The organism is Streptomyces sp. NPDC002734 (genome assembly GCF_040295685.1).
Classification (GTDB): Bacteria; Actinomycetota; Actinomycetes; order Streptomycetales; family Streptomycetaceae; genus Streptomyces.
On the sequence record NZ_JBEOVU010000009.1, the window covers coordinates 145,140 to 168,179 of the forward strand.

Sequence of the window (23,040 nt, forward strand, 5' to 3'; positions counted from 1 at the left end):
CGCCTGTCGACAGTCGATAACGGAGCCGCCTCATGTCCCAGTACGCCCGCAGGAAGATGACGTCCGGCAGGAAGGTGACCCTGGGCGTCAGCGCCCTGGCCGCCTCCGGACTCGCCCTCGGCCTGCTCGGCGCACCGTCCGCGATGGCGGGCGAGACCGGACCGGCCGGAGCGCTGGAGCGGAGCAGGGCCGCGGCCGCCGACGCGTCGGCGGCGAAGGCCGCCGCGCCCAAGGCCCTGTCCGCGAGCGGCACCGCCGCCTCCACCACCGTCTCCGGGATCACCGTCAACGGCGGCAACAGCGCCGGTGTCGGGACGACGAACACGCAGACGATCACCGTGAAGTGGACCGTCAACGGCGGCTCGACGCTCTACGGCACCGACGCGGCGCTCTGGCGCGGCACCGACCTCGAGGACGGGCTGGAGCAGTTCCTGCTGTCCGAGGAGTTCGGCGCGGACACCAACCCCTGCGTCCAGTCCGGCGCCACCACGTTCAAGTGCACGACCACCTACAAGATCAACCCTCAGTACGACCTGACGAACGCGGACGCCGGAGCCTGGAAGATCTCCCTCTACGCGATCACCGACGCGACCACGTCCGTGAACAACGACTACGCCAAGACCTGGTACCTCAAGCGCCTGTCGCGGCTGAACACCAACGCGGCCCCCGAGCCCGTCGCCAAGGGCAAGACGATCACGATCACCGGCAAGCTCGAGCGCGCCAACTGGGACACCCACAAGTACGCGGGCTACACCCAGCAGACCGTGCGCCTCCAGGAGCGCTCGATGACCGGCTCGTACGCCACCACCAGCAGCCACAGCACCGGCACCGGCAGCCTGGCGGGCGTCGAGAAGCAGACGCGCACCGCCACCACCGACCGCTGCTACCGCTACAAGTTCGAGGGCACCACCACCACGCCGCCGGTCACCGCCACCGGTGACTGCGTCGACGTGCGCTGAACCCCGGCCTGACCGACCGCACCGGGTCGGCGGGGCGACGAACCCCTGCCTCGACCCGGTGTCGTCCGGCCCGGACCGCTTCAGCGGTCCGGGCCGGCACGTTTCCGCCCGGACCACCTGGAAGTGACGGCCGGTCCTGCGGGCAACGCCGAAGGGCCCCACCGCGAACGGTGGGGCCCTTCGACATCGTGCCCGGTGAGGCACTGGCGGAGGATACGAGATTCGAACTCGTGAGGGGTTGCCCCCAACACGCTTTCCAAGCGTGCGCCCTAGGCCTCTAGGCGAATCCTCCGGGAAGAACATTACATGACTCGAGACAGTGGTCGCGAACTCGTTCTCCCCGGCCGGATCGGGTACCCTGTGCGGAGCCCCTCACGTGGCGCTATCTGACTGAACTCCCCCAGGGCCGGAAGGCAGCAAGGGTAGGTCGGCTCTGGCGGGTGCGTGGGGGGCGCTTGCGTTCCCGGGTTCGCCGGCGGTCGCTGTGGGGCTGTCCACAGGCCCTCCGGTATGTCGGCGCTCGCCTATAACCTCGTAGGCGTGTCGTCTCTCGCGCTGTACCGCCGCTACCGTCCCGAGTCCTTCGCCGAGGTCATCGGGCAGGAGCATGTCACCGACCCGCTGCAGCAGGCGCTGCGGAACAACCGGGTCAATCACGCGTACCTGTTCAGCGGCCCGCGCGGCTGCGGCAAGACGACCAGCGCCCGCATCCTGGCCCGCTGCCTGAACTGCGAGCAGGGCCCCACCCCGACGCCGTGCGGAGAGTGCCAGTCCTGCCAGGACCTGGCGCGCAACGGCCCGGGCTCCATCGACGTCATCGAGATCGACGCCGCCTCGCACGGTGGTGTGGACGACGCCCGTGAGCTGCGGGAGAAGGCGTTCTTCGGCCCGGCGTCCAGCCGCTACAAGATCTACATCATCGACGAGGCGCACATGGTTACCCCGCAGGGCTTCAACGCCCTGCTGAAGGTGGTCGAGGAGCCCCCGGAGCACCTCAAGTTCATCTTCGCGACCACGGAGCCCGAGAAGGTCATCGGCACCATCCGCTCCCGGACGCACCACTACCCCTTCCGCCTGGTTCCGCCGGGCACGCTGCGCGACTACCTCGGCGAGGTCTGCGGCAAGGAGCAGATCCCGGTCGAGGAGGGCGTGCTGCCGCTGGTGGTCCGCGCGGGCGCCGGCTCGGTCCGTGACTCGATGTCGGTGATGGACCAGCTCCTGGCCGGCGCGGGGGAACAGGGCGTGACGTACGACATGGCCACCTCGCTGCTCGGTTACACGGACGCCTCCCTGCTGGACTCCGTCGTCGAGGCGTTCGCCACCGGTGACGGTGCGGCGGCCTTCGAGGTGGTCGACCGCATCATCGAGGGCGGCAACGACCCGCGGCGTTTCGTGGCGGACCTGCTGGAGCGGCTGCGCGACCTGGTGATCCTGGCGGCGGTCCCGGACGCGGCGGACAAGGGGCTGATCGACGCCCCGGCCGACGTGCTGGAGCGGATGGCGGCGCAGGCGTCGGTGTTCGGCCCGGCCGAGCTGAGCCGTGCGGCGGACATCGTCAACGAGGGCCTCGGCGAGATGCGGGGCACGGCCTCGCCGCGCCTGCAGCTCGAGCTGATCTGCGCGCGGGTGCTGCTGCCCGCCGCGTACGGGGACGAGCGGTCGCTGATGGCGCGGCTCGACCGGATGGAGCGGGGCATCAACTTCTCGGCGGGCGGCGGCGCCCCGGCCATGGGGTACGCGCCGGGACCCGACGCGCACGGGCCCGCGGCCGCCCGGGCCGCGGCCCGCCCCGGTGGCGGTGCTCCGCAGCCCGGTCCGCAGGCTGCCCCGCAGGGGGCGCCGCCGCACCCCGGCCAGCAGGCCGCCCCGCACCCCGGCATGCCCGCCGGTCAGCCCCAGGCCCCGGCCGCAGCACCGCAGCACCAGGCGCCCGCCCCGCAGCAGGCGCCCGCCGCCGCGCAGGTTCCCGCTCCCGCGCCGGAGCAGGCCCCGGCACAGAGCGCTCCGGCCCCCGGCGCGTGGCCCACGGCCGCCTCCGCCGGCGGCGGTCGCCGCCCCGGCGGCTGGCCCACCGCGGCAGCCGCGGGCAGCGGCGCGCCCGCGGCACGCCCGTCCGCTCCCGCCCAGGCTCAGGCGCAGCCCCCGGCTCCCGCGCAGGCGCACGGCGCGGCCCCGTCCGCGCCCGCCGCCGCGCCTCTCCAGGCGCCGCCCGCGGGCGGGCTCGACCCGCGCACCCTGTGGCCCAACATCCTCGAGGCGGTGAAGAACCGCCGCCGGTTCACCTGGATCCTGCTCAGCCAGAACGCCCACGTCGCGGGCTTCGACGGCACGACGCTCCAGATCGGCTTCGTCAACGCCGGCGCCCGGGACAACTTCTCCGGCAGCGGCAGCGAGGACGTCCTGAAGGCGGCGCTGGCCGAGGAGTTCAACGTCCAGTGGAAGATCGACGCCGTGATCGACCCCAGCGGCGGCTCCGCGCCGCCGGCCGGGAGCGGCGGCGGTCCCGGCGGCGGCGGAGCCTACGGAGGCGGCGGCTTCCCGGCAGGCGGCGGCTTCGGCGGCGGCCCCGGTGGGGGACCTGGAGGCGGTCAGCCCGGTGGCGGTCCCGACGGCGGCTTCGCCGGAGGCGCCCCGGCGGGCGGCGGAGCCACGGCGTACCAGCGCCCCGCGCCGCCCCAGCAGGCGTCCGCCCCGTCCCGGCCGCAGCAGCAGGCCCCCGCCGCCCGGCAGGACCGCCCGGCCGCGCCGCCGCAGCAGGCTCCCGCTCCGGCCCCCGAGCCGCGAAGACACGTGGCGCCGGAGGACGACATGCCGGCCCCGGACGACCCGGACCTCGACGAGTCGGCCCTCTCCGGCCACGAGCTGATCGTGCGGGAGCTCGGGGCGACGGTCGTCGAAGAGGTCGTTCACGAGTAGTCGTTCACGAGTGGCGGCGGGGCCCGCCGGGGAGGGGAAGCCCCGCCGGGTTGGAGGAAGCTCCGACGTCGGCGGCCGTCCACGCCGGGCGGTGCCTACAAGAGGCGCCCGGCGCGCCCGTTAGGCTGAGCACGTGAAGGTCCTCGTCATCGGCAGCGGTGCCCGCGAACACGCCCTGTGCCGCTCCCTGTCCCTCGATCCCGCCGTCACCGCGCTGTACTGCGCCCCCGGCAACGCAGGTATCGCCGAGGTGGCGGAGCTGCACGCGGTCGACGCCAACGACGGCGCGTCCGTCACCGAACTCGCCCGGCGGCTCGAAGCCGACCTGGTGGTGGTCGGTCCCGAGGCCCCGCTGGTGGCCGGCGTCGCCGACGACGTCCGCGCGGCCGGCATCCCGGTCTTCGGCCCGTCCGGCGAGGCCGCGCGGCTGGAGGGGTCCAAGGCGTTCGCCAAGGACGTGATGGCCGGCGCCGGCGTCCCCACCGCCCGCTCCTACGTGTGCGCCACCGCCGAGGAGGTCGCCACGGCGCTGGACGCGTTCGGCGCGCCGTACGTCGTCAAGGACGACGGCCTGGCCGCGGGCAAGGGCGTCGTGGTCACCGACGACCTCCAGGCCGCCAAGGAGCATGCCGCCGCCTGCGAGCGCGTGGTCGTCGAGGAGTTCCTGGACGGTCCCGAGGTCTCGCTCTTCGCCATCACCGACGGCACCACCGTGGTCCCGCTGCAGCCCGCGCAGGACTTCAAGCGCGCGCTCAACGACGACCAGGGCCCCAACACCGGCGGCATGGGCGCCTACTCCCCGCTGCCCTGGGCCGATCCGGCCCTGGTGGACGAGGTCATGGCGTCGGTGCTCCAGCCGACCGTCGACGAGATGCGCCGCCGCGGCACCCCGTTCTCCGGCCTGCTCTATGCGGGCCTGGCGATCACCTCGCGCGGCGTGCGGGTGATCGAGTTCAACGCCCGCTTCGGCGACCCGGAGACCCAGGTGGTCCTGGCCCGGCTGCGGACCCCGCTGGCCGGCGTGCTGATGGCCGCCGCCACGGAGAACCTGGGCGACCTGGAGCCGCTGCGCTGGAGCGAGGAGGCCGCGGTCACCGTGGTCGTCGCCTCGCACAACTACCCCGGCACCCCCCGCACCGGTGACCCGATCACCGGTCTGGACGAGGTCGCCGAGAAGGACGCCCCGCACGCCTACGTGCTGCACGCCGGCACCCGGCGCGAGGGCGACGCGGTGGTCAGCGCCGGCGGCCGGGTGCTGTCGGTCACCGCGACCGGCTCCGACCTCACCGAGGCCCGCGACCGCGCCTACACGGCGGTGGCCCGGATCAACCTCGACGGGTCCCAGCACCGCACCGACATCGCGCTCAAGGCGGCCATGGACGCCTGATCCACCGCCTTGCGGCAGCCCCAGGGCCCCGGATTCCCCGCCTCCTCCAGGCACCGGAATCCGGGGCCTGATCTTTGCGCTGCGTCATCCACCTTTCCCCAAAGCCATTCCATCGGGTGAGCGATGGCCGGTATGGCTGACTGGGGTGCGCACCGTGACTAGTGTGCCCCGCGAGCGTTCCGGCACTTGGCCCACAGGCATTGCGCTGTCCTGGCCCGGTGCCACAGTGGGGGCATGGACAACGCGGCCAGGCGACGGACAGGCGACGCACACGTGAGGGGGTGAGGTCCGGTCGTGACCGGTACGGGCATGGAGACCGGCGCACCGGGCGCGCGCTCACGGGCGCTCGCCGTGCTGCGCGTGCGGGGCTGGGCGCTCGCGGCGGCGCTGCTGCCCGCCGGGGTGTGCGTGGTGCTGCTGACCGGGGACGCCACCGGCCGGTTCACCGGGCCCGCCTGGGACGTCGTGCGTCTGGTGACGGGCGTCCTGGCGCTGCTGGCGCTCGCCGCCGCGGCCGTCGTCTCGCTGGTCGTCGCCCGCTCCCGCCCTGCCACCAGCCCGACGGTGCCGATCCCGGAGCGCTCGGCGCCCGACCTCTACCGGCTGGTCCGTGATCTCGCCGACCGGCTGGGTGTCCCGGCGCCCTCCTCCATAGAGCTGACCCCGGACTGCGACAGCTGGCTGGAGGACCGCTCGCATCCGTCGCACGAGGCCGCCTCCGGCCGCCGGACGTCCGTGCTGCGCAGGCTGGCCGAACCGCACCGGCGCGACCGGACGGCTCCGGTGCTGGTGATCGGCTCGCCCTTCCTGTGGTGGATGCGGGTGGGCGAACTGCGTGCGGTGCTCGCCCCCGTGGTGGCCGGCACCGGCCCCTCCGCCCACCCGGACATAGCCGCGGCCCGCCGCTTCGTGCGTGGTCTGGACGCCGCGATGGCCGTGACCGCGGACCCGCAGCGCGGCGGGCCCGCCCGGCTGGTGCTGGGCGGGGTGGCCCGCGTGGTGCGGCTGATGCTGCGTGGCTGCGCGCCGCACGCCGCGGAGATGGAGCGCGGGGTGGCCGCGGCCGCCGCGGAGCGTGCACAGGCTGTGGACCACGGGCTGCGGGTCGTCGCCCAGGAGCAGGTGGGGCTCGCCTACGCGGGCTGGGACCGGCTGCTCACCCGGGTCGCGCAGCCGGCCTGGCGGATGCGGCGCTGGCCGGCCCGGCTGGACGTCGGCGTGGTCGCCGCGCTCACCGAGCTGTCCCGCCGTGACCGGCTGGCCGAGGGCTTCACCTCCCGGCTCGGCGACCGGCCCGCCTGCGACCTGCTGGAGGAGCCGGGCACGATCGACGAGGCGACCTCGCTGCTGGCGGCCCGCCTCTTCCACGGCGCCTCCGCCGGATCGAGCGGACAGTGGGCCCCGGTGGAGTGGCACGAGTACCCGGAGGAGGTCGTGGACCGCGCGTGGCGCGCCGACGCCGACCGGCTCCACCGCGTCCTGGACGCGCTGGGCCCCCACCAGACCCCCGGCGACCGCACCCTCTCCCGCGTCCTCGACCACCTCACCGCCCCCACCGCCCCGACCGCCGACGCCGGTGGCGGGACCCCGGCCGACGCCGCCGCGGCTCCGGCAGCCACCGCCGTCCCGTCTTCGCCCGGCCCCACGCCGCCCGCCGACGGCGAGCCCGCCGACACCGCACCGGAGCCCGACGAGCCGCACGAGCCCGACGAGCCGCACGAGCCCGACGAGCCGCACGAGCTCGGCGACCCCGACGGCGGCGACCCGCTGCGGGACAACGAACGCGCCGCCGCACTCGCCGCCGGGCTCACCGCCGAACTGGCCCGCGAGGAGGCCCATGCCACGCGCGAGGGCGGTGGCGGGCCGGCGGCCGCGGCCGGGGGGCCGGGCGCCGGTTCGACCTGGTGGGACGACGGGCGGCTCCCGCTGCTGCCGCCCCCACCGCCCCGCTCCGGCCGGGACCTGCTCGCCGACCACGTCGCCGCCATGGTCTGCTGCGCCGCGGTGGACACGGCCGGAGCCGCGCCGGGCCTCGACTGGCTGGACGGCCCCGCCCTCCTGGTGCGCGGCGAGCGCGTCGGCGACCTGGGCGCGCGGGTGCTGAGCCTGGTCGAGGAGGGGGACCCCGTGCCCCTGCGCGCCTGGCTGCGCGACCTGGGCGTCCGCGCGGAGAAACCGGTACGGCTGGGGTGACCGCGCCGGGGGGCGCGGCACCACCGAGGGCGGGAGGACACCGCCCGGCGGGGGAGCGGGACGCACGACGAACACGAGGGAGGGGGAGCGGCACATGGACCCTGAGCGGATCCGCCGCTGGGAGTCGGGGGCGTTGGCGCACGGCGTGACGGACCCGTTCGGACTGGGGCCGTTACCGTGGCTGCGCGGCGGCGAGACGTACTTCGACGACACCGGCCAGGTGGTCCCCTGGTACGTCGACGAGCCGGGCCCGCGCCCCGCGGGACCCCGCCCCGCCGACGACGTGCGCCGCCAGATCAAGGGCTTCGCCTCGCCCGGCGCCGTCGCGCCCGGGGAGCCGATCGACTTCCGCGTCACCGTCGAGCCGCCGCAGGAGTTCGGCATCGACGTCTACCGGATCGGCCACTACGGCGGCGACGGCGCGACCAAGGTGACCAGCAGCCCGCGGCTGGCCGGCCTGGTGCAGCCCTCGCCGCTGGTCGCCGACCGGACCGTCTCCTGCCACCACTGGTGGCTGTCCTGGCGGCTCACCGTGCCCGCCGACTGGCAGCTCGGCGCGTACGTCGCCGTGCTGACCACCGCCGACGGCCACCGCTCGCACGTCCCGTTCACGGTCCGCGACAACCGCCCCGCCGACCTGCTGCTCCTGCTGCCCGACATCACCTGGCAGGCGTACAACCTGTACCCGGAGGACGGCGTCACCGGTGCCAGCCTCTACCACGCCTGGGACGACGAGGGCCGGCTGCTCGGCGAGTCCGGGGCGGCCACCACCGTCTCCTTCGACCGCCCCTACGCGGGCGCGGGACTCCCGCTGCACGTCGGCCACGCCTACGACGTGATCCGCTGGGCCGAGCGCTACGGCTACGACCTTGCCTACGCCGACGCCCGCGACCTGCACGCCGGCCGCGTCGACCCGGGCCGCTACCGGGGCCTGGTGTTCCCCGGACACGACGAGTACTGGTCCCGGCCGATGCGCCGGACCGTGGAGCTCGCGCGCGACCAGGGCACCTCGCTGGTCTTCCTGTCGGCCAACACCCTGTACTGGCAGGTGGAGCTGGGCCCCTCCGCCCCCGGGGAGCCGGACCGGCTGCTCACCTGCCGCAAGCGCCGGGGACCGGGCCGCCCGGTGCTCTGGCGGGAGGTCGACCGGCCCGAGCAGGAACTGCTCGGCATCCAGTACGGCGGCCCGGTGCCCGAGCCCGCCCCGCTGATCGTCCGCAACGCCGGCCACTGGCTGTGGGAGGGCGCCGGGGTCGCCGACGGCGAGGAGATCCCCGGGCTGGTCGCCGGCGAGGCCGACCGCTACTTCCCGCGCGCCCCGCTGCCCGCCCACGACGAGCGGGTGCTGCTCGCCCACTCGCCGTATCCGGACGCCGCGGGCGTGCGGCGCCACCAGGAGACCTCGCTGTACCGGTCCCCCTCCGGCGCGCTGGTCTTCGCCTCCGGGACCTTCGCCTGGTCCCCGGCCCTCGACCGGCCCGGCCACGTCGACCCGCGGATCCAGAAGGTCACCGCCAACCTGCTGGACCGCATCTGCAAAAGGGACTGAACGGTTCCCCACCCGCGGCTGAACGGTTCCCCTCCCGTGGCCGGCGAGGGACGGCCGCGGCCCGCCCCAGGTCGGCGGCGGACGGCCCCAGGCCCCCCGGACTGCCTCGGATCTCCCGGTACGGGAGAATCGGGGGCATTGGACCAAACCACGGGGAGGAACCGTGTCCGGATTCGTCGAAAAGCCCGAGCCGGTGCAGGTGCCGGGCCTGGTACATCTGCACACCGGCAAGGTGCGCGACCTGTACCGCAACGAGGCGGGCGACCTCGTGATGGTCGCCAGCGACCGCATCTCCGCCTACGACTGGGTGCTGCCCACCGAGATCCCCGACAAGGGGCGGGTGCTCACCCAGCTCTCCCTGTGGTGGTTCGACCAGCTCGCCGACCTGGTGCCCCACCACGTGCTGAGCACCGAGGTGCCGGCCGGCGCGCCCGCCGACTGGGCGGGCCGCACCACGATCTGCAAGAACCTCGAGATGGTGCCGGTCGAGTGCGTCGCGCGCGGCTACCTGACCGGCTCCGGCCTGGCCGAGTACCGGGAGTCCCGCACGGTCTGCGGTCTCGCCCTGCCCGAGGGCCTGGTGGACGGCTCCGAACTGCCCGCCCCCATCTTCACCCCGGCCACCAAGGCCGAGGTCGGCGAGCACGACGAGAACGTCGCCTACGAGGAGGTCGCCCGCAAGGTCGGCGCCGAGGTCGCCGCGTTGCTGCGCCAGACCACGCTCGCCGTCTACGGCCGCGCCCGTGACGTGGCCCGCGACCGCGGGATCGTCCTGGCCGACACCAAGTTCGAGTTCGGCTTCGAGGGCGACCGGCTGGTCATCGCCGACGAGGTGCTCACCCCGGACTCCTCCCGCTTCTGGCCGGCCGACGTCTGGGAGCCGGGCCATGCCCAGCCGTCCTACGACAAGCAGTTCGTCCGCGACTGGCTGACCTCCGACGCCTCCGGCTGGGACCGCCACGGCGAGCAGCCGCCGCCGGCCCTCCCGCAGGAGATCGTCGACGCGACCCGGGCCAAGTACCTCGAGGCGTACGAGCGTCTGACCGGCCTCGCCTGGAGCTGAGGCCCCGGAACGCCGAAGGCCCCGGTCGGATGACCGGGGCCTTCGGAACTGGAGCGGACGACGAGGCTCGAACTCGCGACCTCAACCTTGGCAAGGTTGCGCTCTACCAACTGAGCTACGTCCGCCTTGCGCCGTGGCGCGAGAGCAACTATACCCAACCTCGCTCACGAGCGGTACGCGCCGCTGTGTGACGGTTCTCCGCCCCCAGCTTGGAGACGGCCGAGGACAGGTAGTTGCGGACCGTACCGGGGGAGAGCCCGGCCCGTTCCGCGATCTCGGTGACGGGCGCTCCGTCCGAGGCCAGGTCCAGCACCTCGGCCTCCCGCGCGGTCAGCGGCGAGTCCCCGGCGGAGATCGCGTCCGCCGCCAACTCCGGGTCGACGTAACGGTTCCCCGCGTGCACGGTGCGGATGATCTCGGCCAGGCGGCGTGCGCTCACCGTCTTCGGCACGAAGCCGCGCACCCCCGCCGCCAGCGCCCGCTTGAGGTGGCCGGGCTGCCCGTGGCTGGTCACCACCAGGACCCGGCACTCCGGCAGTTCGGCGCGCAGGGCTGTGGCCACCTTCACACCGTCCGCCCCCGGCATCTGCAGGTCGAGGACGGCCACGTCGGGCCGGTGCGCCCGTGCCATGGCCAGCGCCTCCGGTCCGGTGGCGGCCTCGGCGACCACCACCAGGTCCTCCTCCAGGGCGAGCAGCGCGGCCAGGGCGCCGCGGATCAGGTGCTCGTCGTCGGCGAGCAGCAGACGGACCGGTGCGCTCACGAGGCCGCCTCCAGCACGGCCTCGTGCCCGGTCCCGGGCCGGTCTCCGGCACCGGGCGCCCGGGCCGGAACCTCGGCCACCAGCCGGAACGTCCCGCCGTCCATGCCCCCGCCCTCGCCAGAGTTCCCGCCCACGCCCCCGCTCCCGTCGCCTTGGCCCTCGCCGCCCTCGCCGCCCTCGTCCCCGCACCCGCCCCGCCCGGCGGTGAGCGTCCCGCCCACCTCGGCGAGGCGTTCACGCAGCCCGGCCAGCCCCGAGCCGCCCGTGCTCGCGACGCCCTCGGCGCCGTCGTTCTCCACCACCAGCCTCACCCGTCCGTCCTCCGTCGCGGCGGTCACCGCGCACCACTGCGCGTTCCCGTGCCGCAGCACGTTGGTCGTCGCCTCCCGCACCACCCAGGCCAGCGCGGACTGCACCTCGGCGGGCAGGTCCATGTCGGCGACGGACACCTCGCACCGGATCCCGGCCGCCTCCAGCACGCCCTGCGCGCCGGCGATCTCGGTCCCCAGGTCGGCCCGGCGGTAGCCGCGCACCACCGCGCGCACCTCGCGCTGCGACTCCTGCGCGATCCGCTCCACCTCGGTCATCTGGTCCACCGCCTCCGGCCGTCCGCGCCGCGCCAGCTCCACGGCCAGCTCGGCCTTGAGCGCGATCACCGCGAGGTTGCGTCCCAGCACGTCGTGCAGGTCCCGGCCGAACCGCAGCCGCTCCTCCGCCACGGCCAGCCGGGCCCGGTTCTCCCGCGCCTCGTCGAGCTCGTACACGGCGTCGAGCAGCCACACGGTGAAGACGGAGGTGAAGGCCGTGAAACCGGTGACGAGCACCATGACGAGGGTGAGGAACAGCGCGACGGTGGCCGGCGATCCGTTCGCCAGGGCCACCACGCCCGTTCCCACGCCGAACCCGGAGACGGCCGCCGGGACCCGGGCCCGGTTGCGGACACCGAGCACCAGGATGCCGCCGCCGAAGGCCAGCACCATCGCGAACACCGCGCCGGCCGCCTCCTGGAGGGCGTGGTCCTCCGTCCGCCCCGCCAGCAGCAGGGCCGCCACGGCCACCGCGCCGGTCATGACCCCGAGGGCCAGCAGCAGCCGGCCCGGCCGCTCCCGCCTGCCGCGGGTCCAGTCCAGTGCGCGGGACGCGGTCACGGCACACAGGGCGGCGTGCGTGATGACGACCAGGGCCACGGGCACCGCGTCGGGAAACCCGAGGGGCGCACCCAGCGGCACCGCGACCGCGGTCTCGGTCAGCGCGAAGCCGTGGAACGACCACCGCGTGTACGTCTCCACCTTCGCCGGAGTGCTCTTGCTCCCCCACCACTGCCGCACGCGCTGTTCCCCTCTCCGGTCGGGCCCTCGGGCCCGTGCATGTCAGCGCCGCGGGTCCCAGCGGAACCAGCGTCGCACGGCGAACATCCCGAGCACGATCCATGCCAGGGCCGTGCCCACGGCGGTCAGCGCCTCGCCGGCGGTCATGGTGCCGAGCCAGCCCTCGCGGATCAGACGGATCACCGGGGACAGCGGCAGCAGGTCGAGCACCGCGGCGATCCGGTCGGGCATGATCTCGGTCGGGAAGGTCATGCCGGACGTGACGGCCGTCAGGAAGAGGAACGGCAGCGAGGTGACCTGGCTGCTCTCCGCCGTCCTGGTGAGCCCGGCCGTGGCCGCGCCCAGCGCCGCGCACAGCAGGGCGCCCAGGACGACGCCCAGCACCAGCAGGTGCGGGGCGCGCGGGGCGCCGATGTCCAGCAGCACGGCGCAGGCGACGCCCAGCAGCAGCGACTGGACCAGGCTGACGGCGAGCACCGGGGCGGCGGTCCCGCCGAGGATCTCCACGTCGGACGCCTCACCGGTGCGCAGCCGCTTGAGCACCAGCTCCTCGCGGCGGGAGACGTAGGTGGACACCAGGGTGGCGTAGACGGCGAAGAGCATCGAGAAGCCGATGCCGGCCGACAGCATCATCACGCCCAGGCTGAGCCCGTGGGCAGCCAGGTCGACCTCCCGCATGCCCTGCTGGACGCTGAACGGCAGCAGCAGCGGAATCACCATCGCCGTGATCACCGCGCTGCGGTTGCGCAGCAGCAGCGTGAACTCGGCCCGGGCCAGGGCCCGCAGGCGTCCGGCGGGGGTGGTCGGGCCCCGGCGGGCGGCGCCGGCGGCGGTCGTGGGGATGCTCATGCGGTCTTCTCCGTCTCCCGGGCGGTGTCCCGCCCCGTGGCGGTGCTCTGCTCCATGGCGGGCCCGGTGACCGCGCCCGCGGCGTCGCGGTGTCCGCCGGCCTCACGGGCGATGTCGAGGAACGCCTCCTCCAGGGAGGCGGAGCGCACGTCGAGGCGGCGCAGTTCGACGCCCTCGGCGGCGGCCCAGGTCAGCAGCGCGGTGGCGGTGCGCTGGAGTTCACGGGTGTGCAGGAGCAGCCGCGAACCCTGGGTGTGGTGGTCGACGACGCCCATCGGGGCCAGCGGCGGCAGGTCGCCCGGCAGGAGCCCCGCGGGCAGCTCGAAGGAGATCCGGGAGGGCCGGGTGGCGGTCACCTCGGCGGGCGTCCCGGCGACGGCGATCCGGCCGTCGTGCAGGATGGCCAGCCGGTCGGCGAGGTCCTCGGCCTCCTCCAGGTAGTGCGTGGTCAGCAGCACGGTGGTGCCCTGGTCGCGCAGGGCGCGGACCAGGTCCCAGGTCTCGCGGCGGCCCTCCGCGTCCAGGCCGGTGGTGGGCTCGTCGAGGAACAGCACCTCGGGGTCGCCCAGCAGGGCCAGCGCCAGGTCCAGGCGGCGGCGCTCGCCCCCGGACAGCTGCTTCACCTTCACGTCCGCACGGCCGCGCAGGCCGACCAGCTGGAGCACCTCACCCTCCGGCCGGGCGCCGCTGGTGCAGCCGGCCCACATCCGTGCCGTCTCCGCGACCGTCAGCTCGGAGGGGAAGCCGCCCTCCTGGAGCATCACGCCGGTCCGGGGCCGGACGGCCGCGCGGTCCGCGTACGGGTCGTGGCCGAGGACGCGGATCCGGCCGCCGGCCGGGCGGTCCATGCCCTCCAGCAGTTCCACCGTCGAGGTCTTGCCCGCACCGTTGGTGCCGAGCAGCGCGAAGATCTCGCCCCGGCCCACCGAGAAGGAGATGCCCCGCACCGCCTCGTAGCCGCCCTTGTAGACGCGGCGCAGGTCGGTGACCTCGATCACCTGCTCGCGTTCGCTGATGTCCATGGCCTCAGCATTCCGCCGGGCACGCCCCGACGGCAGTGCGTGCTGTCATCGGTCCGTATGACAAATGTCAGCAGCGGACCGGACTCCGGGACCAGGGGAAACGCCGAAGGCCCCGGTCTGATGACTGGGGCCTTCGAAACTGGAGCGGACGACGAGGCTCGAACTCGCGACCTCAACCTTGGCAAGGTTGCGCTCTACCAACTGAGCTACGTCCGCATTGCCTCCGACCGGCTTTCACCGATCGGTGCGAGCACCAGCCTACCGGATGCGGAGGGGTACTCCGGACCGGATCGGCCGATGAAGAGCGGGTGACAGGGATCGCACACTGCGCCTCCCCCCTGGAAGGGGGGTGTTCTACTACTGAACTACACCCGCACGGTTCGGGGTTCCGGCCTTCCGGCCTCGCCCCTCGGCGTGCCTGAACTCTAACTGATCACCCGGGGTGCTGCGCAAGTCCATTCGCCGGAGGGGCGCGGAAGTCGTCCGACCCGTCAGCTCCGCGCCGCCGCGAACGCCTCGTAGACCCGCTTGGGGATGCGGCCGCGGGCCGGCACCTCCATGCTGTGCGCCTGGGCCCAGGCCCGCACGGCCGCCGGGTCGGGCGCGACCTCGGTCTGCCGGTAGACCTTTCCGGAACGCGCGCGCTTACGGCCCGCCTCGACGTACGGGGCGAGCGCGTCGCGCAGCTTCCCGGCATTCGTTTCGTTCAGGTCGATCTCGTACGTCCGGCCGTCGAGGCCGAAAGCGACCGTTTCCGCCGCCTGTGAGCCGTCGATGTCGTCGGAGAGGGTGACCACGACACGCTGAGCCACGAATATCGGTCCTTTCCTGCGGGACCCCGTCGGTTCCCGGATGCCGTCGAACGGCGTGACGTGCCGAAACGTCGTCCGGGACGCGCCGTGGACCACCGGGCCGTCCGGTTGTGACGGCCGAATGTCCTCCGGCCGACAATTACTTTGTACAGGGCCGGTCGTCATAAGGGGAAGTGCGGGGAAATCGTTTCGCGGGTTGCGCCACGAAATCCAGGAGAATCGTCACCTCCTTTTCCGGCGGCCCGGCGATCATGTCCGGCAATGCCCGGGGGATCAAGGAAAGACTCATCCTGAAGTGATGCGGAACACGTAGTTTCCTACTAATCTACCCGCGTAGAAATTTTGTCCGGGTAGTCTGAAGGAACCTGCTCAGCACCAACATCGGGAGTGCCAGTGGCACGCGTCGTAGTCGACGTCATGCTCAAGCCGGAGATCCTCGACCCCCAGGGCCAGGCGGTCCAGCGCGCGCTGCCGCGCCTCGGTTTCGAGGGCATCTCCGACGTCCGTCAGGGAAAGCGTTTCGAGCTCGAGGTCGACGGCCCCGTCGACGATGCGGCCCTCGCCCGTATCCACGAGCTCGCCGAATCCTTCCTCGCGAACACCGTGATCGAGGACTTCACCGTCAAGGTGGAGGAAGTCGCGGAGGCGGCGAAGTGACCACCCGTATCGGCGTCGTCACTTTCCCCGGAAGCCTCGACGACCGTGACGCGCAGCGCGCGATCCGGATCGCCGGGGCCGAGCCCGTCGCCCTCTGGCACAAGGACAAGGACCTCAAGCAGGTCGACGCCGTCGTGCTGCCGGGCGGGTTCTCCTACGGCGACTACCTGCGGGCCGGCGCCATCTCCCGCTTCTCGCCGGTGATGGAGACGCTCATCGAGCAGGCCAAGGCCGGCCTCCCGGTCCTCGGCATCTGCAACGGCTTCCAGATCCTCGCCGAGACGCACCTGCTGCCCGGCGCGATGCTGCGCAACAACCACCTGCACTTCATCTGCCGTGACCAGAAGCTGCGGGTGGAGAACGCGGACACCGCCTGGACCTCGGACTACGAGGCGGGCCAGGAGATCCTGATCCCGCTGAAGAACGCCGACGGCCGCTACACCGCGGACGAGTACACGCTCGACAAGCTGGAGGCCGAGGGGCGGGTGGCCTTCCGCTACCTGACCGACGGCGCGGACGCGGACGGCTACGGCAACCCCAATGGCTCGCTGCGGAACATCGCCGGCATCACCAACGAGGCCGGGAACGTCGTCGGCCTGATGCCGCACCCGGAGCACGCCGTGGAGTCCCTCACCGGCGGCGGCACCGACGGCCTGCCGTTCTTCACCTCGATCCTCAAGAAGCTGGTCACCGCATGAGCCGCACCCCTCTGGACACGGTCGAGCACGCGGCCGCGACCCCCGACGTGGAGCAGCCCTGGGCCGAACTCGGCCTGAACAAGGACGAGTACGCGCGCATCCGCGAGATCCTCGGCCGCCGCCCGACCGGCGCCGAACTCGCCATGTACTCGGTGATGTGGTCCGAGCACTGCTCGTACAAGTCCTCCAAGGTCCACCTGCGCCAGTTCGGCGAGAAGGCCCCGCAGTCCGAGGCGATGCTGGTCGGCATCGGCGAAAACGCCGGTGTGGTCGACGTCGGCCAGGGCTACGCGGTCACCTTCAAGGTGGAGTCGCACAACCACCCGTCGTACGTGGAGCCCTACCAGGGCGCCGCGACCGGCGTCGGCGGCATCGTGCGCGACATCATCGCGATGGGCGCCCGCCCGGTCGCCGTGGTCGACCCGCTGCGCTTCGGCGCGGCCGACCACCCCGACACCCGGCGCGTGCTGCCCGGCGTGGTCGCGGGCATCAGCGGCTACGGCAACTGCCTGGGCCTGCCCAACATCGGCGGCGAGGTCGTCTTCGACGCCTGCTACCAGGGCAACCCGCTGGTCAACGCCGGCGCCATCGGCGTGATGCGCCACGAGGACATCCACCTGGCCAAGGCGTCCGGCGCCGGCAACAAGGTCATCCTCTACGGGGCCCGCACCGGCGGCGACGGCATCGGCGGCGCGTCCATCCTCGCCTCCGAGACCTTCGACGACGCCAAGCCCTCCAAGCGCCCGGCCGTCCAGGTGGGCGACCCCTTCCAGGAGAAGCTCCTCATCGAGTGCACCCTGGAGGCCTTCCGGGAGAAGCTCGTCGTCGGCATCCAGGACCTCGGTGCGGCCGGCCTGTCCTGCGCCACCTCCGAGCTCGCCTCCAACGGCTCCGGCGGCATGCGCGTCGAGCTCGACGACGTGCCGCTGCGCGACTCCACGCTCTCGCCCGAGGAGATCCTCATGAGCGAGTCGCAGGAGCGCATGTGCGCCGTGGTCGAGCCGGCGAAGGTCGACCGCTTCCTCGAGATCTGCGAGAAGTGGGACGTCATCGCCACCGTCATCGGCGAGGTCACCGACGGCGACCGGCTGGAGATCTACTGGCACGGCGGCAAGATCGTCGACGTCGACGCGCGGACCGTCGCCCACGAGGGCCCGGTCTACGACCGCCCGTACGCGCGCCCCGACTGGCAGGACGCGCTCCAGGCCGACGACGCCGCCAAGCTGCCCCGTCCGGAGAGCTCCGACGAGCTGCGGGCCCAGGTTCTGAAGCTGGTCGGCTCCCCGAACCAGGCCTCCAAGGCGTGGATCACCTCCCAGTACGACCACCTCGTGCAGGGCAACACGGTCCTCGCCCGCACCGAGGGCGACTCCGGCATGATCCGGGTCGACGAGGAGACCGGCCTCGGCGTCGCCATCGCCACGGACGGCAACGGCCGCTACGCCAAGCTCGACCCGTACACGGGCGCGCAGCTCGCGCTGGCCGAGGCCTACCGCAACGTGGCCGCCACCGGCGCCAAGCCGCTGGCCGTCTCGGACTGCCTCAACTTCGGCTCCCCCGAGGACCCCGCGGTGATGTGGCAGTTCGTGGAGGCCGTGCGCGGTCTGGCCGACGGCTGCCTCCAGCTCGGCACCCCGGTCACCGGCGGCAACGTCTCGCTCTACAACCAGACGGGCGAGGCGGCCATCCACCCGACGCCGGTCGTCGCCGTGCTCGGCGTGATCGACGACGTGGCCCGCCGCACCCCGGCCGCCTTCCGCGAGGAGGGCCAGCTGATCTACCTGCTCGGCGACACCGAGCCGGAGTTCGGCGGCTCCGCCTGGTCGCAGGTGATCCACGACCACCTCGGCGGCCTGCCGCCCAAGGTGGACCTGGAGCGGGAGCGGCTGCTCGGCGAGATCCTGATCTCCGCCTCCCGTGACGGCATGGTCGACGCCGCCCACGACCTGTCCGACGGCGGCCTGATCCAGGCCGTGGTCGAGTCCGCCCTCGAGGGCGGGAAGGGCGCGCGGCTGGTCGTGCCGGACGGGCTGGACGCGTTCACCTTCCTCTTCTCCGAGTCCGCGGGCCGCGCCGTCGTGTCGGTGCCGCGCTCCGAGGAGCTGCGCTTCACCGACATGTGCGGCGCGCGGGGCCTGCCGGCCACCCGGATCGGAGTGGTCGACGGCGACGCGGTCGAGGTCCAGGGCGAGTTCACGCTCCCCCTGACCGAACTGCGGTCCGCCCACGAGGGCGTGATCGAGGGTCTGCTCGCCTGACCCGACCCGCTCCAAGGCACCCGGCCCGCCCCACGCGGCGCCGGGTGCCTTCACGTCGGGGCACGGTCGCCCGCGCGTTCGGCCCCGAGAGACCCGGGCCACGGCTCGGGGGTCTGGCGACGGTCGCCCGCCTTTTCCGCTCCGGCCGCGCGCACGGTGGGGTCCGTGGTTGCCTGCGCGTCCGGCCCGGTGCCCGGCCGTCCGGCCTCAGGTGACGGTGCGTCCGGCGTCGGGTAGGCACCCGTTACGCTCGCCCGTATGGCACCCGGTACCCGGAAGAAGCCCCGCACCTACGACCCGCTCCGCACCCGCACCGCGGTGCTGGCCCAGTTCGCCAACGTGCGCCGGACCGTCGGGGACCTGACGCCCGAGCAGCTCGCCGCCCCCGCGCGGATGGGCGACTGGACGGTCCGTGACCTCGTCGCCCACATCGCCTTCGCCGTCGGCAGCACCAGCCGTCTGCTGGACCTTCCCGAGCCGCCCAAGGCCGAGTTGATCCCCGCCACCTGGACCGGCACCGCCGCCCGGCACGCCGAGAGCGTCGCCGCGTCCGCCCGGGACCTCGCCGAGGCGCACCCCGACCTGGACGCCCTCTACGCCGAGACCGCCGAGCGGCTCGCCGGAGACCTGGAGGCCCACCCTGGCCGCCGTCTCCTCGCCGCCCGGACCGGCGCCCTGACCCTCACGGACTACCTCGCCACCCGCTGCGTCGAACTCGCCGTCCACACCGACGACCTGAACGCCGCCCTGGCCGCCGTGGGGGGCCCGCAGACGTCCCAGGACCGGCAGGCCCTGGCCGCGGCCGTCCGGGTCCTGGCCGACGCCCTCGCGTACGCCGCGCCGGGCGGCTCCACCGAGGTCCGGGTGCCGCCGTTCGCCGTCGTGCAGTGCGTGGAGGGCCTGCGGCACACGCGGGGCACCCCGCCGAACGTGGTCGAGACCGACCCGCTGACCTGGCTCCGTCTCGCGTCCGGCCGGCTCGGCTGGGAGCAGGCCCGGGAGGCGGGCTCGGTGTCCGCGAGCGGGGAGCGCGCCGACCTGTCCCCGTGGCTGCCCGTGATCGGCTGACCACCCCGGGCGGCGTCCGCCCGGGGACCGCGGGTCACGATCCGTGGACGAGGCTGTCCGCTCCGTGGACGGGCGGGTGTGCGTCGTCTCACTCGTGAGGCCCCCGGAAGTCCCCGCCCGTCGGCGCCACCGCCCGCAGCGGGCCCGACGGCGCGGCCGTATACCACCTCTGACCTGCGAAAACATGGCTCCGCCCGGCCGGCCGGGACCGCGTCGGCGGCAATCGCCCCCATCCTGCTCCATTCGGCGCAACGGCCGTCCTCCCCTACACTCGAAGACGTGCCTCGTGGTGACGGTCTCCTCAATCACGACCTTCTTCCCGGCGAAAAGGGCCCCCAGGACGCTTGCGGCGTCTTCGGTGTCTGGGCTCCGGGTGAAGAGGTCGCCAAGCTCTCGTACTTCGGGCTCTACGCCCTCCAGCATCGGGGTCAGGAATCCGCGGGTATCGCGGTCAGCAACGGCTCCCAGATCCTCGTCTTCAAGGACATGGGCCTCGTGTCCCAGGTCTTCGACGAATCCTCGCTCAGCTCCCTGCAGGGTCACATCGCGGTCGGACACGCCCGCTACTCGACCACCGGCGCCTCCGTCTGGGAGAACGCCCAGCCGACCTTCCGGGCGACCGCGCAGGGATCCATTGCCCTCGCCCACAACGGCAACCTGGTGAACACGGCGGAGCTCGCCGGCCTGGTCGCCGAGCTGCCGGAGCGGAACAACGGCTCCGCCCCCACCGCGACCAACGACACCGATCTGGTGACGGCCCTGCTGGCCGGCCAGACGGACGAGGACGGCAAGCCGCTGTCCATCGAGGCGGCCGCCTCCCGGATCCTCCCCGAGGTGCGTGGCGCCTTCTCCCTGGTCTTCATGGACGAGCACACGCTCTACGCCGCCCGTGACCCGCAGGGCATCCGCCCGCTGGTCCTGGGCCGGCTGGAGCGCGGCTGGGTGATCGCCTCCGAGTCGGCGGCGCTGGACATCTGCGGCGCCAGCTACGTGCGCGAGATCGAGCCCGGCGAGTTCGTCGCGATAGACGAGAACGGCCTGCGCTCCTCCCGCTTCGCCGAGGCGCGCCCCAAGGGCTGCGTCTTCGAGTACGTGTACCTGGCCCGCCCGGACACGGACATCGCCGGCCGGAACGTGTACCTCTCCCGCGTGGAGATGGGCCGCCGCCTCGCCGCCGAGGCGCCCGCCGAGGCCGACCTGGTCATAGCGACGCCCGAGTCCGGCACCCCCGCCGCGATCGGTTACGCGGAGGCCTCCGGCATCCCGTTCGGCGCGGGCCTGGTCAAGAACGCCTACGTCGGCCGGACCTTCATCCAGCCTTCGCAGACCATCCGCCAGCTGGGCATCCGGCTGAAGCTGAACCCGCTCAAGGAAGTCATCAAGGGCAAGCGCCTGGTCGTGGTGGACGACTCCATCGTCCGCGGCAACACCCAGCGCGCACTGGTCCGGATGCTCCGCGAGGCCGGCGCGGCCGAGGTCCACATCCGGATCTCCTCGCCGCCGGTGAAGTGGCCCTGCTTCTTCGGCATCGACTTCGCCACCCGCGCGGAGCTGATCGCCAACGGCATGAGCATCGACGAGATCGGCACCTCGCTCGGCGCCGACTCGCTCGCCTACATCTCCATCGACGGCATGATCGAGGCGACCACCATCGCCAAGCCGAACCTCTGCCGTGCCTGCTTCGACGGCGAGTACCCGATGGACCTGCCCGACCCCGAGCTGCTCGGCAAGCAGCTGCTCGAGACGGAGCTGGCCGCGCCGGTGGAGACCGCCGCCAGCGCCGCCATCCGGCGTCCGTAGCCCGCCGACGCGCGTCGCCGGGTCCCTCGCGGGGCCCGGCGACGGCCTCCGGCCTCTCGCAGATTCCTCGCAGCGCTCCAGCTGTACACCCGACAGAAAGCTCACACAGTCATGTCCACTGAGACAGGTGCCAGCTACGCGGCTGCAGGCGTCGACATCGAGGCGGGCGACCGCGCCGTCGAGCTCATGAAGGAATGGGTGAAGAAGACGCAGCGCCCCGAGGTGCTCGGCGGCCTCGGCGGTTTCGCCGGCCTCTTCGACGCCTCCGCCCTCAAGAACTACGAGCGCCCGCTGCTCGCCTCGGCCACCGACGGCGTCGGCACCAAGGTCGACATCGCCCGGCAGATGGGCGTCTACGACACCATCGGCCACGACCTGGTCGCCATGGTCATGGACGACATCGTGGTCTGCGGCGCCGAGCCGCTCTTCATGACCGACTACATCTGCGTGGGCAAGGTCCACCCCGAGCGGGTGGCCGCCATCGTCAAGGGCATCGCCGAGGGCTGCGTCCTGGCCGGCTGCGCCCTGGTCGGCGGCGAGACGGCGGAGCACCCGGGCCTGCTCGGGGCCGACGACTTCGACGTGGCCGGCGCCGGCACGGGCGTGGTCGAGGCCGACGCGCTGCTCGGCCCGGACCGGATCCGGGAGGGCGACGCGGTGATCGCGATGGCCTCCTCCGGTCTGCACTCCAACGGCTACTCGCTGGTGCGCCACGTGCTGCTCGAGCGCGCCGGCATGGCGCTCGACGCCCACGTCGAGGAGCTGGGCCGCACCCTCGGCGAGGAGCTGCTGGAACCGACCAAGATCTACTCGCTGGACTGCCTGGCCCTGATGCGCACCTGCGAGGTGCACGCCTTCAGCCACATCACCGGCGGCGGCCTGGCGGCCAACCTGGCCCGGGTGATCCCGGACGGTCTGCACGCCGTGATCGACCGGTCCACCTGGACGCCGGACCCGATCTTCTCGCTGGTCGGCCGGACCGGCCAGGTCGAGCGGCTGGAGCTGGAGAAGACCCTGAACATGGGCGTCGGCATGATGGCCGTCGTCCCGCAGGAGTCGGTCGAGGTCGCCCTGTCCACGCTGGCCGACCGCGGAGTCGAGTCCTGGGTGGCCGGCGAGATCGTCGCCCGGGGCGAGCACGCCACGGGCGCGGAGCTGACCGGCGACTACGCCGCGTGATCACGCCGCCGGTCCCGGCGGGCGCGTCGTCCGCCGGGACCGGGTGGCACTCCGTTGGCGGCGCCGGCCGGTCCCAGCGGTCCGGGGCAACACTGAACCCGGCTCGGTGCCGAAGCACCGAACCGGGTCCAGATCGGTATGAGCGGTGAACGCTGTCAGGCGCCGCGACGGTGAGAGGACTCTTCGTCCTCGTCCTCGTCGTCGGCCCCGTAGAGCTCGGCGTACCGCGAATACAGGTCGTCGTCCTGCTCATCGTCCTCGAACCGCTCGCCGTTAGGCGTCGGATTCGACGTCGATGCGCCCAGCTCCTCGGCCAGGCGTGAGAGATCCGTCCCGCCGCTGTTGTACTTCAGCTGGCGGGCGACCTTCGTCTGCTTGGCCTTGGCCCGGCCGCGCCCCATGGCTCGACCCCCTCAACGACGGGGCGCGACGGCCCCAGAGTCTTGACGCGTTCATGATCCAGAACGGACTCTCCGCAGAGAGACCGGTCTGTAGGGCTTCCACGGTACCTGAGCCCACGCCCATACGGTACGTCGCCC

18 protein-coding genes, 4 tRNA genes and 1 other RNA gene are annotated in these 23,040 nt (G+C 73.3%); 13 read left to right on the forward strand and 10 right to left on the reverse strand.

Annotation, left to right across the window (positions count from 1 at the left end; all coding sequences use genetic code 11):
* Positions 1–32 precede the first annotated feature (32 nt).
* Positions 33–959: a calcium-binding protein gene (locus ABT026_RS10945; protein ID WP_351113846.1), complete on the forward strand. Its 927-nt coding sequence runs from the start codon at positions 33–35 to the stop codon at positions 957–959.
* 204 nt (positions 960–1,163) lie between these two features.
* Here the strand turns inward: ABT026_RS10945 and ABT026_RS10950 are convergent.
* Positions 1,164–1,251, reverse strand: a tRNA-Ser gene (locus ABT026_RS10950).
* 71 nt (positions 1,252–1,322) lie between these two features.
* On the opposite strand from ABT026_RS10950, the gene ffs reads away from it, so the two are divergent.
* From ffs to ABT026_RS10980, 6 genes are all read left to right on the forward strand, one after another.
* Positions 1,323–1,421, forward strand: an RNA gene (gene ffs, locus ABT026_RS10955) — signal recognition particle sRNA small type.
* A 78-nt stretch (positions 1,422–1,499) separates the two neighbouring features.
* Positions 1,500–3,875, forward strand: a complete 2,376-nt coding sequence (locus ABT026_RS10960; protein ID WP_351113847.1) for a DNA polymerase III subunit gamma and tau — start codon at positions 1,500–1,502, stop codon at positions 3,873–3,875.
* A gap of 133 nt (positions 3,876–4,008) precedes the next feature.
* Complete coding sequence (gene purD / locus ABT026_RS10965; protein WP_351113848.1) at positions 4,009–5,262, forward strand: phosphoribosylamine--glycine ligase; 1,254 nt, start codon at positions 4,009–4,011, stop codon at positions 5,260–5,262.
* Positions 5,263–5,556: 294 nt separating this feature from the next.
* Positions 5,557–7,455, forward strand: a complete 1,899-nt coding sequence (locus tag ABT026_RS10970; RefSeq protein WP_351113849.1) for a M48 family metalloprotease — start codon at positions 5,557–5,559, stop codon at positions 7,453–7,455.
* A gap of 94 nt (positions 7,456–7,549) precedes the next feature.
* Positions 7,550–9,004 (forward strand): N,N-dimethylformamidase beta subunit family domain-containing protein, encoded by a 1,455-nt coding sequence (locus ABT026_RS10975; protein WP_351113850.1) that lies wholly within the window; start codon positions 7,550–7,552, stop codon positions 9,002–9,004.
* A 163-nt stretch (positions 9,005–9,167) separates the two neighbouring features.
* Positions 9,168–10,067 carry a phosphoribosylaminoimidazolesuccinocarboxamide synthase gene (locus ABT026_RS10980; protein ID WP_351113852.1) on the forward strand — a complete coding sequence of 300 codons (900 nt, stop codon included), beginning with the start codon at positions 9,168–9,170 and terminating at the stop codon, positions 10,065–10,067.
* Between the two features lie 49 nt (positions 10,068–10,116).
* Here ABT026_RS10980 and ABT026_RS10985 read toward each other — a convergent pair.
* The 8 genes from ABT026_RS10985 to ABT026_RS11020 all read right to left on the reverse strand — a co-directional run bounded on the left by ABT026_RS10985 (position 10,117) and on the right by ABT026_RS11020 (position 14,841).
* Positions 10,117–10,192, reverse strand: a tRNA-Gly gene (locus ABT026_RS10985).
* A 23-nt stretch (positions 10,193–10,215) separates the two neighbouring features.
* Entirely contained in the window at positions 10,216–10,830 is a 615-nt protein-coding gene (locus tag ABT026_RS10990) for a response regulator transcription factor (protein WP_351113853.1), read from the reverse strand.
* Positions 10,827–12,158 carry a sensor histidine kinase gene (locus ABT026_RS10995; protein WP_351113854.1) on the reverse strand — a complete coding sequence of 444 codons (1,332 nt, stop codon included), beginning with the start codon at positions 12,156–12,158 and terminating at the stop codon, positions 10,827–10,829. Before ABT026_RS10995 ends, ABT026_RS10990 begins: the two co-directional genes overlap by 4 nt.
* A gap of 42 nt (positions 12,159–12,200) precedes the next feature.
* A complete protein-coding gene (locus tag ABT026_RS11000) occupies positions 12,201–13,007 on the reverse strand; it encodes an ABC transporter permease (RefSeq protein WP_351113855.1) in 807 nt (268 codons plus the stop codon).
* Complete coding sequence (locus tag ABT026_RS11005) at positions 13,004–14,029, reverse strand: ABC transporter ATP-binding protein (protein ID WP_351113856.1); 1,026 nt, start codon at positions 14,027–14,029, stop codon at positions 13,004–13,006. Before ABT026_RS11005 ends, ABT026_RS11000 begins: the two co-directional genes overlap by 4 nt.
* A gap of 140 nt (positions 14,030–14,169) precedes the next feature.
* Positions 14,170–14,245: transfer RNA gene (locus ABT026_RS11010), tRNA-Gly, on the reverse strand.
* An 87-nt stretch (positions 14,246–14,332) separates the two neighbouring features.
* Positions 14,333–14,404, reverse strand: a tRNA-Gly gene (locus ABT026_RS11015).
* Between the two features lie 116 nt (positions 14,405–14,520).
* Entirely contained in the window at positions 14,521–14,841 is a 321-nt protein-coding gene (locus ABT026_RS11020; RefSeq protein ID WP_351113857.1) for a histone-like nucleoid-structuring protein Lsr2, read from the reverse strand.
* 393 nt (positions 14,842–15,234) lie between these two features.
* Here ABT026_RS11020 and purS point away from each other — a divergent pair, with 393 nt between their 5' ends.
* The 6 genes from purS to purM all read left to right on the forward strand — a co-directional run bounded on the left by purS (position 15,235) and on the right by purM (position 22,501).
* Positions 15,235–15,498, forward strand: a complete 264-nt coding sequence (purS, locus tag ABT026_RS11025) for a phosphoribosylformylglycinamidine synthase subunit PurS (protein WP_108956272.1) — start codon at positions 15,235–15,237, stop codon at positions 15,496–15,498.
* Positions 15,495–16,196 carry a phosphoribosylformylglycinamidine synthase subunit PurQ gene (purQ, locus tag ABT026_RS11030; protein WP_351113858.1) on the forward strand — a complete coding sequence of 234 codons (702 nt, stop codon included), beginning with the start codon at positions 15,495–15,497 and terminating at the stop codon, positions 16,194–16,196. The genes purS and purQ overlap by 4 nt, the downstream gene beginning before the upstream one ends.
* Complete coding sequence (gene purL / locus ABT026_RS11035) at positions 16,193–18,454, forward strand: phosphoribosylformylglycinamidine synthase subunit PurL (RefSeq protein ID WP_351113859.1); 2,262 nt, start codon at positions 16,193–16,195, stop codon at positions 18,452–18,454. The genes purQ and purL overlap by 4 nt, the downstream gene beginning before the upstream one ends.
* A 258-nt stretch (positions 18,455–18,712) precedes the next feature.
* Positions 18,713–19,522 carry a sterol carrier family protein gene (locus tag ABT026_RS11040; RefSeq protein WP_351113861.1) on the forward strand — a complete coding sequence of 270 codons (810 nt, stop codon included), beginning with the start codon at positions 18,713–18,715 and terminating at the stop codon, positions 19,520–19,522.
* Positions 19,523–19,801: 279 nt separating this feature from the next.
* Positions 19,802–21,322 (forward strand): amidophosphoribosyltransferase, encoded by a 1,521-nt coding sequence (gene purF, locus ABT026_RS11045; protein WP_351113862.1) that lies wholly within the window; start codon positions 19,802–19,804, stop codon positions 21,320–21,322.
* A gap of 111 nt (positions 21,323–21,433) precedes the next feature.
* Positions 21,434–22,501 carry a phosphoribosylformylglycinamidine cyclo-ligase gene (gene purM / locus ABT026_RS11050; protein ID WP_351113863.1) on the forward strand — a complete coding sequence of 356 codons (1,068 nt, stop codon included), beginning with the start codon at positions 21,434–21,436 and terminating at the stop codon, positions 22,499–22,501.
* Positions 22,502–22,656: 155 nt separating this feature from the next.
* Here the strand turns inward: purM and ABT026_RS11055 are convergent, their stop codons facing one another.
* The gene (locus ABT026_RS11055) at positions 22,657–22,902 is read right to left on the reverse strand and encodes a DUF3073 domain-containing protein (RefSeq protein ID WP_108956261.1); all 246 of its coding nucleotides are present in this window, start codon (positions 22,900–22,902) and stop codon (positions 22,657–22,659) included.
* Positions 22,903–23,040: the final 138 nt, after the last annotated feature.